The organism is Dermatophilaceae bacterium Sec6.4 (assembly GCA_039636865.1).
Taxonomy (GTDB): domain Bacteria; phylum Actinomycetota; class Actinomycetes; order Actinomycetales; family Dermatophilaceae; genus Allobranchiibius.
Genome location: CP144172.1, coordinates 219,691 through 233,014 on the forward strand (window position 1 = coordinate 219,691; position 13,324 = coordinate 233,014).

Sequence of the window (13,324 nt, forward strand, 5' to 3'; positions counted from 1 at the left end):
ACACATGTCTCTGGAAACGTTCTGGTTCATCCTCATCGGGGTGCTGTGGACCGGCTACCTGGTGCTCGAAGGCTTCGACTTCGGCGTCGGGATGCTGCTCGGCATCCTCGGCCACGACTCCCCTGCCACCCCGAACTCACCCGGCGAAGACGCGGGCACCCGCAAACGAGTGCTGCTCAACGCGATCGGTCCGTTCTGGGATGGGAACGAAGTGTGGCTGATCACCGCCGGCGGTGCGACGTTCGCCGCGTTCCCCGCCTGGTACGCCTCGATGTTCAGCGGCTTCTACCTCGCGTTCCTGCTGCTCGTCGTCGCGCTCATCCTGCGCAACATGGGCCTGGACTACCGCCACAAGCGCAGCGGCGCTACCTGGCAACGCCGCTGGGACATCATCATCATCACCTGCTCGGTGCTCGCGCCGCTGCTGGTCGGCGTGGCGCTGACCAACCTGGTGCGCGGCGTCCCGTTGGACAAAGCGGGCGACTTCACCGGCACCCTGCTCACGCTGCTCAACCCGTGGAGCCTGCTCGGCGGGTTGACCATCGTCGCGCTCAGCCTCACCCACGGCTGCTTCTTCATCGCGCTGAAGACCGACGGCCAGATCCGCCACGACGCCCGCGCGCTCGGCACCAAGGCCGGGCTGGTCTCCGCCGGCCTCGCAGTCGTGTTGCTCGCCTGGGTCAACGTGCACACCGGCACCACCTGGTCGTGGATCACCGCAGCCGTCGGCGCTGTCGCTCTGCTCGGTGCGCTGGCCGCAAACCTGCGCGGGCGGGAAGGATTCGCCTTCTCCGGCACGATGCTCACCATCGGTTTGGCAACCGCCACCTACTTCCTCGCGCTCTTCCCCGACGTGATGCCGAGCACGACGAACGCGGCCTACTCCCTCACCGTCACCAACGCCTCCAGCTCGCACTTGACGCTGCAGATCATGACCGGCGCCGCCCTGGTGATGACACCGATAGTGATCGTCTACTCAGCCTGGAGCTACTGGATCTTCCGCAAGCGGATCACAGCGGACACCATTGGGGTCAAACACGATCCTCTTACCCCGCTAGCTCCGTCAGAGCCACTCGCCGAAGCCCCGCACTGATGGCCAAGCCGTTCAACCCGCGCCTGTTGCGTCAGGTGCCGCAAGCACGGCGTCCCGTGGCGGCGCTCGGCGCACTCGGGGTGCTCAGCGGCGTTGTCGCAATCTCCCAGGCGATCGCCGTCGCGCACTTCGTGGTGGCGCTCGTCGAGCGACGCTCACTCACCGGATGGGCGATTACCGTGTTGGTGCTGCTCACCCTGCGTGGGCTGTTGTCCGCGGCGAGCGAGGTCACCGCCGCGTGGGCAGGCACGCGGGTGGCGGGGCTGCTGCGCCGCCGGGTGCTGACCGCCTGGTTGAGCCGTCCGATCGATCAGTCTCCCTCCGCGACAACGATGCTGACACGGTCGACCCAGGGCGCCGACAGCGTTGAGCCGTATGTCGCGCGCTACCTCCCGGCCCTGGTCAGCGCTGCTGTCGTGCCGCCGATGGCGCTGGTGGCGATGATCTGGACCGACTGGGTGACGGCGTTGATCGTGGTGCTCACCGTGCCACTGCTGCCGTTCTTCGCAGCGCTGATCGGAATGCACACCCGTGACGAGACCAACGACCGCTGGGCCGAATCACATCGCCTTGCAGGGCATTTCATCGACGTCATGCGCGGCCTGCCGACGCTGGTCAACTACCAGCGGGCCGACGCCCAGGTCGGCGTCGTGGCGGACGTTGGCGACCGGCACCGGCGCGCAACCGTCCGCACGCTGCGTACCGCGTTCCTCAGCTCCGCCGCGCTGGAGCTGCTCGCGACCATCTCGGTCGCGATCGTGGCGGTCTTCGTCGGTCTACGACTGACCTACGGCACGATCTCGCTCACCGTAGCGCTGACCGCGATCCTGCTTGCGCCAGAGGCGTACTGGCCGATCCGGCGAGTCGGTCAGGAGTTCCACTCCGCCGCCGACGGCGTCGAAGCCATCGACAACCTGCTGGATGAGTCGGCATCGATGCCGACTTCCGACGCGTCCATGACCGCCTGCTGCGCTGTGATCGACCTCAGCTATACCTACCCCGGCACTGCCTCATCGGTACTGCGCAACGTCACCTTCGCGCTGCCCACCCGTGGCATCACCGCGATCACCGGTCCGTCCGGATGTGGCAAGACCACCCTGTTGGAGTTGCTGGCCGGGCAGCGCACGCCGACTGCAGGAGACGTGTCCGTACCTTCGTCACATCTAGTCACTCAACGTCCTTTTGTCACACCTGGATCATTGCGCGAAAACCTCGGCACGGCAGCTCTGCCCGACGGCATCGATTGGCTACCGCAACCGCTGCACGACCTGCCCGACGGCCTTGACACCCGCCTCGGCGACGACGGCTACGGTCTGTCCGCCGGCCAGCGCGCTCTCCTCGCGCTGACCCGAGCGCAACTGTCCGACGCGCCGCTGACTTTGCTCGACGAGCCCACTGCGCACCTCGACGCCGACTCGGCACGCAACGTATACGCGATGATCCGCGAGTTGGGCGCAGACCGCGCCGTCGTGTTGGTCACTCACGACCCCGACTTGATGGCGATCGCCGACCAGCGCGTCGACCTGCCCCACCACGACGCCGATTTCCCTGCCCATCGAAAGGTAGCGGAACCGTCGAAAGTGAGCGTTATATCCACGCCGCTCACCGATATGCCTACCTCTCGATGGAAGAAACGCGGGCTGCTTCGGCCTGCTCCCGGCGTGCTGCGCGCGTCGTTCATCGGTGGCCTCGCCGCCACGTGCGGTGTTGCGCTGACCGCGACCTCCGGCTGGTTGATCGTGCAGGCCAGCACCCGCCCGGTCGTTCTCACCCTGCTGACCTCGATCGTGGCCGTACGCGCGTTCGGCATCGGACGGCCGATCTTCCGGTATGTCGAGCGAATCCGCTCGCATGATGCCGCGCTGCACATGCTCGCCCGGCGTCGCACCGACCTGTTCGCCACCCTCATCCCGCTCACTCCGGCACGCCTGGGCCGACGTCGCCGCGCTGACCTGCTCGGCGCCGTCGTACGCGATATCGACGACGAGGTCGACGTCCAGGTGCGCGCCATCGTGCCGCTGCTCGCCGCCACCATGACGTGCGCGATCGCCACCATCGCGGCAGCTGTGCTCTATCCACCGGCCGCGCTGATCGTCCTCGCGATCGCCACGATCGCCGGCCTGATCGGCGCGCTCGACTGGGCGCTGGAGCGCTCCGGCCAGCATGAGAGCCTGCACGCCCGCGCCACCGTGGCCTACGGTGCCACGTCCATCAGCCTGAACAACTCCGGGCTGCAGGCAATCCGGGGCGGGGATGCCGAGCTGAGGCGCCTCGACATCGCACATCTCGCGTTGGAACGCGCGGTACGACACCAGGCACGCGGGCGCGCCGCCGGGCTGGCCTTGAGCTTCCTGCTCACTGCCGCCGCCGCGATCGGCATGGCGGTACTGCTGCGTGCACCGCTCGCCGATGGTGACATCGCTGCACCCTTCGCGGCCCTGCTGGTGCTCGGACCGATCGCGCTGACCGACATCCTCGGATCGATCCCCGACGCGGTCGGGGCGCTGGCTCGGGGCCAGGCCGCCCGCCGGCGCCTCGACGTGATCACGGGACAGACACCCGCCGTGCACGACAACGGCCGCCAGATAGTCATCAGCACCCCGGCCGCCCTGGAGCTCTCCGGGATCACCGCATCGTGGACCGACGGGCCTCCCCAGATCAACGGCGTCGACCTGCGTGTCGAGCCTGGCGAACATCTCGCGATCACCGGCCCCAACGGCGTCGGCAAGTCGACCGTGCTGGCCGTACTGGCCCGCCACCTCGACCCGTCCGACGGGCGGTATGAGGTGGGGGGTCGCGACGCGCTCGGCTACTCCCCGGAGGCCGTACGCCGACACATCGCCGTAGTGGATGACGAACCGCACCTCTTCGCGGGGTCAGTGCGCGCCAACCTGCTGCTCGCACAACCCGACGCGACCGATACCCAGGTCGCGACCGCGCTGGTGGATGCCGGGCTCGGTCGGTGGCTGGCCGGCCTACCGGACGGGCTCGACACATCGCTCGGGTCGGACGCGCGCGGAGTATCGGGCGGTGAGCGCACCCGCATCGCGATAGCCCGTGCAGTGCTCGCCGAGCGCAGAGTCATACTTCTGGACGAACCCGTGGCTCACCTCGATCACCCGACCGCCGCAGCCGTCATGCGCGATCTGCACGCTGCGACGCGTGATGCGGCCGTGATTGTGGTCAGCCATCAGCAGATCGGCACTCAGGGATGCGACCGGGTGATCGAGCTGCAACAGATCACGACGGAGAGGGATGAATCGAATGCCTGCGAACGGCCGAGCCGAGCTCGGTGAGCTGGAGAGTGCCGTCATGGCGTGCCTCTGGGCAGCGCCGTCCGACGCGCCGGTCTCCGTGCGCGATGTACACGAATCGCTCCTCGCCGAGCGCGGATCCGCGTACACCACCATCATGACGGTGCTCGACCGCCTGACCAAGAAAGGGCTCGCGAGCCGGGTGCTCGACGGGCGCGCCTGGCGGTACGCCGCGACGTCCACCCGCGAAGAGCTCACCGCCCGCGCGTTGCACCAGACGCTGTCGCCGCTGGATGGCGGCGAGCGCCAGGCCACGTTCGCGCATTTCCTGGACGACGCCTCGGCCACCGACCTCACCGCGCTACGCGCCGCCCTGGCGGAGTTGGAAGCCAAGGAGGGCTGACTGCACCATCGAGCGGCTGGGTCCGAGCGCGAGCGGCGGCGGTATTTCGCCGCCGCTCGGGACGTATCGCCGCCGCTCGGTGCTAGTCGCTGAAGATGTCGGCGGGGGCTACGAAGGCCCTTACTTCTTCGCCGACCACCCGGTGCCGCCACAGGGTCAGGTGATCCGCGCCCTCCACCGGCACCAGCCGGGCACCAGGGACACGACGAGCGACCAGCTGGGCCTGCTCGAACGGTACGTCGGTGTCCGCGGTCCCATGGATGACCAACGTCGGCGCGCTGATCTGCTCGAACGGGTAGTCCGGGACGTCTTCGAAAAGTGCCATATCGACCTCGTAACCAGCTTGCCGCAGGTCGAACCGAGCCGAGGAGGAGATCACGGCACGGGTCGCATCGGTAGCAGGCGCCACCAAAAGGTAGGCGGCGATGACGCCGTCGTGCTGCGACATCTTCTCTCCGAACCACTTGCCGACCCGCTCGGTGGGCCGCAGCGCGGCGTACATCTCCCGCTCGGTGAAGGTCGCCACCAACGCTTCCAGCAGGACCAACCGGGCGCACCGAGCCGGATGCCGTAACGCGAACTGGATCCCGACCGGCCCGCCGCCGGACACGGCCACGATGATCGCCTCTGCGGCGCCGATCGCATCCAACACCTGCGCGTACAGATCGGCCTGCGCCTCCGGCGTCGGACCCGAGGTCAGCGGCGTGCGTAGGTAACCCGGCCTCGACACCGACACGACTCGGTAGGCCTGCAACTGCAACCCTGCAGCCATCACCCGTGCCTGGTCGTAACCGCCGGGCGTGCCATGCACAACGAGCACGACGGGTGTCTCCTCGGCGCGTACCCGGGTCTGTAGCGGACCGGAGTCACACACTTCGACAATCCCGCAGGCCAACTCCAACAGCTGCGAACCTGCTTCGAGTCGCCGACCGCTGGCCGCCCGCCAACGGCGCAGTCCCACCGTTGCACCAGCCGCTGCAGCAGAAACAACCCCGCCACTGGCCGCCGCAATGTAGTTGCGCCCGATCATCGTGCTCCCTCACCTCTTGCATCCACAGCATCCACCTGCATGTCGCTCACTTCCACACCGTCATCGCCGCCAATACCAACGGCGCCATGAGTGCGGCCACTCCTAGCGACCCGGCCAGACCGGCGAGCAGTGGCCGACCATGAGCGGCGGTCAATTCTTGCAGGCGGATCTGTGCGAACTCTGCGTGCCCGAGCGTGCCACTGGGGTGTTCAGCACGCGCCAGCGCCACCAGGGCACGCGCGACCGGCACCCGGCCGACCTCGCGCGCAGCGGTGCGATCGGCCAGCAACTCGATCAGCAACGTCACGGTCTCCAGTGCGCGGTCACTGCGTAACCGGGAGGGCACGGCGGTGTGCCATACCGTGAAGAACTCCAACACAAGATCGTGGCGCTGTCGTAGATGCGTCACCTCGTGCGCGAGGACGGCCTGCAGCTCGTGCGGTGCGAGGGCGGCCACGGTGCCGCTGGTCAGCACCACCCGGTGCGAAAGCCCCGGCACGCAGTAGGCCGTCGCGGTGGGGTGATCGAGCACCCGCACGTCGCCGTCCAGTTGCCCGGCGTCGCCGAGCAGGTCGACCAGTTCGCGGTGCTCGCGCCGCACCCTGCGCAACCTGCGCCCCACGATGTGCGCCCGGGTGAGCAGCCGCACGATGAGCAGTCCCGAGATGAATGCGGCGAGTACCGCGAGCACGACGTGGTCAGCAGGTGACGGCAGACCCCTCGGCCTGCCGATGAAGGTCAGGATCGCCAGCGGAGCCAGCGCCAGGCAGGCGATCACCGCGCCGAGTGAGATGCACTGCCACAACCAGAGCGCCGGTCCGGGCACCGCGCGCAGTGCGACCCACCGCGGCAACAGCCGTGGCGCAGGCCAGGCAAAGGCGATCGCCAGCGCAATCAGGCCGAACAGGTACACACACACCATCCTCCCGCGCGCTCAGCCACCCGGTTTCCCGCCACTGGACCGGCGAGTCGTCAACCCGTTTTCAGACCGCTACTGAACGGGCTCCACACGGATGATGCGGCGCGCTGAGCGCACGTCGGGCCCGAGCTCAGCCAGCAACTCGTCCGCAGCAGCCTCAGCCGCCTCGTCGCTCATCGGCTTCAAGATGTCGAGGATGAAGAGTGCGGACGTGGTGTCCTCACTCAGTGCGGTACGACGACCCTGCCGCCAGTTCCAGCGGCGGCATGTCACGCCGGTGTCATCGCGCCAGATCACTTCACCTTTGTCGGGGTGCTCGATCATCTTCATGCCCCCGACGACGGTGTCGAAAGGCTCGTTGCCGGCCGACCGGACCAGTCGCGGCGACCCGTCGTACTGCTGCAGGTCCTCCCCACCGATCGGAATCTGATGGCGCACGCTGATCGAGTTGTAGATGTCAGTCAGGCGGTTGACGCGCGGCAACCCCTCCTCCACGCGTCGCAGCATTGCTTCGAGGCTGTGTCGGGTGCGCTGCGGCTTCACGCCGAAGCTGCGGTAGGCATCCCGCCAGGCCGCCACATGCGGCAGCTCTTCGATCGGGCAGTCGGTGATCGCCTCGTCCGCTGCGGTCTCGGCCGCCAGGAGCAGCGCCTCGCTCGCGTCGTCGCTGGGCCCGGGGACGACGCCGTCCACCGCGAGCAGCAGCGCCCGATAGTCCGGTCGCAACGCAAACACGGCGTCATCGACAACCGCACCCGCCAGAAACTGCTCCAAAGCGTCCTGCGTCATCGATAAAACCTTCCGTTCGAGGGGACCCACGCGAAAAAATGTGCCGTCCGGGAGGAATCTGCGCACCGGACGCCCCCATTCTCGCCGATAGGAGACCGACCTTCCTCCCGGACGGGACGGAGCGAGTCGGCGAACCGGACACCAGACGCACACTGCCCCGATGCGCGACCAGTAGGAGCACATCGGGGCAGTCAGCAGACAACGGACTCAGGCGGAGGCGTTCTCCGGCTCCGCCAGATGCCCGGGCTGACGCTGGGCCTGCGGTGCGTCCCCTCCGGTGGCGTCCTCCGGCTCCGCCAGATGCGCAGGCTGACGCTGGGAGTGCGGTGCGCCCGCTCCGGTGAGCTTCTCACCCTCCACGTCGACCCTCGGCAGGATCTTGTCCAGCCACACCGGCATCCACCAGGCCTTCTCGCCGAGCAGATACATCAGGGCCGGTACGAGCGTCATACGCACAATGAACGCGTCGAAGAAGACCGCGATTGCGAGCGCGAACCCGATCGACTGGATGAACGCCGCGCCTTGCAGGATGAACGCCGCAAAGACCGAGATCATGATCGTCGCAGCAGCCGCGACGACACGACCGCCGTAACGGAATCCGTCGACGATGGCCTCCTGCGCGGACATCCCGTGCACGTGCGCTTCACGCATGCGGGTGACCAGGAAGACCTGATAGTCCATTGCCAGCCCGAAGACGATCCCGATCAGGATGATCGGCATGAAGCTGACCAGCGGGGCTCCCTCGACAAGCCCGAAGAGACCTTTCTGGAAGACCTCGACGGTCGCGCCGATCGTGGCGAGCACCGACAGCAGGAATCCGAGCGTCGCGATCAGCGGCACCAGAATCGACCGGAAGACGACCATCAGCACCAGGAACGCGAGCACCACGACAACCGCCAGGTAGAGCGGCAGCGCGTTGGTCAGTCGGTCGGACACATCGGTCTGGATGGCCACCACACCTGTCACACCGACCGTCGTCCCGGTCTGCTGCTGGATGCCGGCCTGCGTGTCACGCAGCGCGTGCAGCAGTGTCACCGTCGCGTCATCGTCGGCGCCGGATTTGGGTGTCACCAGAATCTGAGCACCGGTGCTGGCCTTGTTCACGCCGATGATCTGGGCGTTGAGCACATCGTTCTTGGTGGCTGCCCACTGCACGACCTTGCCGTATTCGGTCGTGCGCGCCTTCGCGTCGCCGTTGATCTTGGTGCCGTCCACCACGATCAGCAACGGAGCCGCGCGGCCGGGGCCGAACGCCTGTGCCTGCAGGTCCGCAGCCTTGCGCTGGGTGGTCGACTTGGCAGCGGTGGAGTCGCTGGGCAGCGCCAGGTGCAGGCCGGCTGCCGGCACGGCGATCACGCCCAACACGACGACGACCAGGGCGACAACGATCGCCGGCTTGCGACCGACGAGACCGGCCCATCGGGTGCCGTTGTTGACCGAGCGACCGTCGGCGTCTTCCTTGTCCTCACGCTTGCGGATGGCACCGCCGAACGCCTTGGACTTGAAGATGCCGAGGATCGCGGGCAGCAGCGTGAGGGCGACCAGTACAGCGAAGAACACGGTTCCGGCGGCGGCCAGACCCATTGCGGTCAGGAACGGGATGCGTACCACCGACAGTGCGACCAGGGCGATGATCACGGTCAGCCCGGCAAACGTCACCGCGGTGCCGGCCTTGCCGACGGCCAACCCCATTGCATGCGCTCGATCGTCGGTATTCCGCAGCTCGGCGCGATAGCGGGACAGGATGAACAGCGTGTAGTCGATGCCGACCGCGAGACCGATCATCGTCGCGAGGATCGGTGTCGTCGTGCCGATCGTGAAGAAGGCGGTCGCCAACTGCACACCGATGGTGCCCATCGCAACACCGACGAACGCCGACACGATCGGCATGCCGGCCGCGACGAGCGAGCCGAAGGTGATGATCAGCACCAGGGCGGCGAACGCCACGCCGATCAACTCACTGCTGCCACCGGGATCGACGGCGGCCTGCATGCCGGAGCCTTCGACCTCGGCGGTCAACCCGCTCTTGCGGGCCGTGGCGAGGTCGGCGAGCACTGCGTCCTGAGTGGCCGGTTTGACGTCCGCTACGGTCGCAACCTTGAACGCGAAGTTGATGGTGCCGATCCGCGAATCCGGTGACAACGGCAGCAGTGTCTTGGCGTTACGGTCCGCGACGGCCTTCGGGGTGCCCTGTTTGGCGGCACCTTCGGTGGCCTGCTTGTACTGCGCAGCCGACGCCTTGACCGGGTTGAGCAGCGTGGCGTCACCCGTCTGTGGGGCCTTCTCCAAATTCGCGATGAGCGCGTTGACCGCGTTCGTGTACTTCGCCTCTTTGAGGGTGTGCCCCTTCGGCGCCGCAACCACGACCGTGACATCCGCAGAGTTCTCGGCGTTGCCGGTGCCAGGAAAGAGCTTCTGCTGCAACGACTGCGCCTGCAGCGACGGGATGCCCGGGATCGAGAAGGAGTCGACCAACGGCTTGCTGATCACCTGGGACAGTCCACCGAAACCGACCAGCACCACCAACCAGCCGATGATGAAGTACGGCCACTTCCGGTATGCCGTGCTACCCAGTCGATACAGCGCGCTCGCCATGAGGTCCCTCTCGCAGAAAAAAAGTGGTGCAGAGCCTCGCAACGACTCAGCGACAGCCACCACCATGATGAACGTCCTCGCGTCTGGAATCCACTCGGTACAGGGGTAGTGCTTGTGATAGTGAACACTTTCACAAGCAGTTCGAACGGCGCGTCGAGCATTCGACGTCGTGAGCTGGTCGCGTATCGGGGCGACACTGGTGGCAATCACCGCAGTAATTGCGCACGATAGAGCCAGAAACCGATCCCAGGAGGTCCGATGTCACATCCAAGCAACGGCGACGAGTCCGGAAACCAGTCCGGCGGTTTCAACCGCCCCAACAGCCTCGGCCAGGGCTGGGAGCAGGACCAGCAGCAGGACGCCGACCAGCAGGTCGACGCGCCCTTCGACAACGAGTCCAACGTCCAAGGCGACGAGCAGAACGGTGCGTACGGAAACGGCCAGAGCGGTCAGCCGGACGACTTCCAGTCCGCAGGGCACGGGTACACCGATGGGGCGAGCGCAAACCCTCAGTTCTCCCAGCCGCAGTTCTCCCAGCCTGAATCCGCGCAGCCGCAATCCTCCGAGCCGCAGTCTTCGCAGGCCGGCGGATCACAGCAGTCAGGCTCCCAGCAGTCGGGCTACTCAGGTAGCTACGAGCCGGTGGCGCCCTACAGCCGCCCGGATCAGCAGGAGCCGGCCGGTTACGGACAGCCAGCCGGACACAGCGAAGCTCCCGAACACGTCGCGCAGGGCGGGCCGGACGATCGCCAGCAGCAGAGTCAGCAGGGCTGGGCTCAACCGCAGCAGCAGTCCGGCGGATATGCCGCCCCGCAGGGCAGCTTTGGACAACAGGGCACCCAGGGCCAACAGGGCACTCAGAACTCCTTCGGTCAGCAGGCGCAGGCTCAGGTCGGCCAGGTCGTCAGCGGCGCGGGCGACGGTGTCGGGGCACTCATCAGCGACTTCGCATTCAAGAAGTCGCTGACCGAGAAGCTCGCGTCCCTGGTCTTTCTGGTGACGGTTGTGTGGGCAGTGCTGCACTTCCTGGCCAACCTGGTCTTCAACTTCGGCAGCCGGGGCGACGGCCAGTACTCGGTCAGCAACATGGGCACCGGTTCGGCGCTGGTCAACACGCTGGCGGACCTGGCGTGGCTGATCCTGGTCGTGGGAGTCGCGCGGATTCTGCTGGAACTCGCGGTCAACGTCGCCAGGATCGCCGGGCGCGAGAAGAAGTAGCGCCCGCCTCTTCATCGAGCGGCAGGGTCCAGGCTCGAGCGGCGGGGTTAGATACCCGCCGCTCGACGCCGGACCCCGCCGCTCGACGGTGACGGTTGACAGTTGGGTGGAGCCGGCGGTCAGAAACAAACCACGAACAGGTCTATGCGATATCCACGTCGGTGAGCAATGCTGGAGGCCTCGAGACCCTCGGTGCAGCGAAGGTCGCCAGAGGAACAGGTGCAGGGATGAGTGCGTTCGAGCAGTATCTACGCGAGGCAGCAGCGGCGCGGGACGCCGCGGGGCTGACCCGTCGAGTGGTCGTCCGGGGGGTGACACAGGCTATTGATCTCGCCGGAAACGACTATCTGGGACTGCGGCGTGATCCTGCCGTCGTCGATGGAGCCGTCGCCGCGCTGGAGTACTTCGGCTCCGGCGCCAGTGCGTCACGCCTGGTCACCGGCACGTGGCCGATCCATGAGGATCTCGAAGCCGCGCTGGCCGACCACCTGCAGACAGATTCGGCGCTGGTCTTCTCCACCGGGTACCAGGCCAATCTGGCCGTGATGACAGCCCTGGCCGACGCCGACACACTGATCGTCTCCGATGAGCACAATCACGCCTCGCTCATCGACGGTATGCGGATGTCCCGGGCAGCACGCATCGTCGTCGCGCACAACGACGTCGCGGCGTACGAACGGGCTCTCGCGCAACGCACGCAGACACGGGCCCTGATCGTGACCGAGTCGATCTTCTCCGTCCTCGGGGACACCTCACCGATCGCAGCGTTGTCGCAGCTCGCCACCCGGTACGACGCCCTGCTGGTAGTTGACGAAGCGCACGCCCTCGGCGTCGTCGGGGACCGCGGCGAAGGTCTGGTGTCCGCACTCGGACTCGCCGCCGAGCCGCACATCGTCATCACCCTCAGCCTCGCCAAATCCCTTGCCTCACAAGGTGGTGCGGTGCTCAGCTCGGAGTTGATCCGCACTCACCTCATCAACACGGCGCGCTCGTTCGTCTACGACACCGGACTGTCACCAGCCTCCGCGGGCGCCGCGCTGGGCGCCCTCGATGTGCTGATCGAACGGCCGTCGCTGGCCAAGGAGGTTCGCACCATTGCCGCCGAGCTGGCTGCTGCCTGCGGCGTTCCGACCCCTGATGCCGCGGTCATGTCGGTGCGGATGGCCGGGTCTCGCGAGGCGCTGGCCGCAGTCGATGTGTGCGCGGCCCACGGTGTGCGGATCGGTTGCTTCCGACCGCCATCGACGCCGGACGGCAGTTCCCGGCTACGACTGACTGCGCATGCCGGTCTGTCGACGCGAGATCTGCAGCACTGCGCCGAAGTACTGCAGCGAGTGGCTCGTTGACCGAACGGACCGTTGAGGCACCGACCGCGTGCCCGGTCATTCTCGTCACCGGCACCGGCTCGAAAGTCGGCAAAACCATCGCCACCGCAGCTGTCGCAGCAGCGCTGACCGGGCAGGGCCAACGGGTGTCGGCGATGGAACCGGCCTACTCAGCACCATCGGCACCCGCTGCCGGGGGCACCGTCGATGTCGCCGAAACCAGCGAGGTGTCACGCCTGACCGGAATCGATGCACGGCGATTCGGCCCGGCGAGCGTTGACGAACACGCGACCGCGATCGCCGATCTGGCGAGCAGCGGCTGCTATGACGCGGTCCTGGTCGATGGGACAGGCGGTCTGCTTGCGTGGATCGATGCGTCCGGCGGGACCCTTGCCGACCTCGCCACAGCTCTGCAGCGGCACGACCTACGCACCGGCTTCGTGGTCGTCGCAGACTCTGGCCCTGACGCGCTGAGCCATGCCGCACTCACCCTGGAAGTACTGAACGCCCGCAAGCTGGACCTCGTGGGGATCATCGGCGGGTCGGCGCCACGCAGCGACGATCTGGTAGGCCACACGAGGCTCGAGCAGCTACGGCAGGCAGCGGACGGACGGTTTCTGGGTTGCCTACCGCAGCACGCCGGTCAGCTACCGGTAGACAACTTCAGGGCATCCGCAGGCGATTGGCTGCTGCTGTGA

General features: G+C 67.1%; 10 protein-coding genes. 6 read left to right on the forward strand and 4 right to left on the reverse strand.

Annotated elements, in window-relative coordinates:
* Positions 1–4: 4 nt before the first annotated feature.
* The 3 genes from cydB to V3G39_01120 are packed head-to-tail and all read left to right on the forward strand — an operon-like array spanning position 5 to position 4,750.
* A complete protein-coding gene (gene cydB, locus V3G39_01110; GenBank protein ID XAS76661.1) occupies positions 5–1,093 on the forward strand; it encodes a cytochrome d ubiquinol oxidase subunit II in 1,089 nt (362 codons plus the stop codon).
* Positions 1,093–4,389, forward strand: a complete 3,297-nt coding sequence (cydC, locus tag V3G39_01115) for a thiol reductant ABC exporter subunit CydC (protein ID XAS76662.1) — start codon at positions 1,093–1,095, stop codon at positions 4,387–4,389. The genes cydB and cydC overlap by 1 nt, the downstream gene beginning before the upstream one ends.
* A complete protein-coding gene (locus V3G39_01120) occupies positions 4,358–4,750 on the forward strand; it encodes a BlaI/MecI/CopY family transcriptional regulator (protein XAS76663.1) in 393 nt (130 codons plus the stop codon). The genes cydC and V3G39_01120 overlap by 32 nt, the downstream gene beginning before the upstream one ends.
* 82 nt (positions 4,751–4,832) lie before the next feature.
* Here the strand turns inward: V3G39_01120 and V3G39_01125 are convergent, their stop codons facing one another.
* The 4 genes from V3G39_01125 to V3G39_01140 all read right to left on the reverse strand — a co-directional run bounded on the left by V3G39_01125 (position 4,833) and on the right by V3G39_01140 (position 10,083).
* The gene (locus V3G39_01125; protein XAS76664.1) at positions 4,833–5,780 is read right to left on the reverse strand and encodes an alpha/beta hydrolase; all 948 of its coding nucleotides are present in this window, start codon (positions 5,778–5,780) and stop codon (positions 4,833–4,835) included.
* 46 nt (positions 5,781–5,826) lie between these two features.
* Positions 5,827–6,693, reverse strand: a complete 867-nt coding sequence (locus tag V3G39_01130) for a M56 family metallopeptidase (GenBank protein ID XAS76665.1) — start codon at positions 6,691–6,693, stop codon at positions 5,827–5,829.
* A 78-nt stretch (positions 6,694–6,771) separates the two neighbouring features.
* Positions 6,772–7,488 carry a phenylalanine--tRNA ligase beta subunit-related protein gene (locus tag V3G39_01135; protein ID XAS76666.1) on the reverse strand — a complete coding sequence of 239 codons (717 nt, stop codon included), beginning with the start codon at positions 7,486–7,488 and terminating at the stop codon, positions 6,772–6,774.
* Positions 7,489–7,695: 207 nt separating this feature from the next.
* Entirely contained in the window at positions 7,696–10,083 is a 2,388-nt protein-coding gene (locus V3G39_01140; protein XAS76667.1) for an MMPL family transporter, read from the reverse strand.
* A gap of 258 nt (positions 10,084–10,341) precedes the next feature.
* On the opposite strand from V3G39_01140, the gene V3G39_01145 reads away from it, so the two are divergent.
* The 3 genes from V3G39_01145 to V3G39_01155 all read left to right on the forward strand — a co-directional run bounded on the left by V3G39_01145 (position 10,342) and on the right by V3G39_01155 (position 13,324).
* The gene (locus V3G39_01145) at positions 10,342–11,301 is read left to right on the forward strand and encodes a DUF4282 domain-containing protein (GenBank protein XAS76668.1); all 960 of its coding nucleotides are present in this window, start codon (positions 10,342–10,344) and stop codon (positions 11,299–11,301) included.
* Between the two features lie 227 nt (positions 11,302–11,528).
* Complete coding sequence (locus tag V3G39_01150; GenBank protein XAS76669.1) at positions 11,529–12,647, forward strand: 8-amino-7-oxononanoate synthase; 1,119 nt, start codon at positions 11,529–11,531, stop codon at positions 12,645–12,647.
* Positions 12,644–13,324, forward strand: a complete 681-nt coding sequence (locus V3G39_01155; GenBank protein XAS76670.1) for a dethiobiotin synthase — start codon at positions 12,644–12,646, stop codon at positions 13,322–13,324. The genes V3G39_01150 and V3G39_01155 overlap by 4 nt, the downstream gene beginning before the upstream one ends.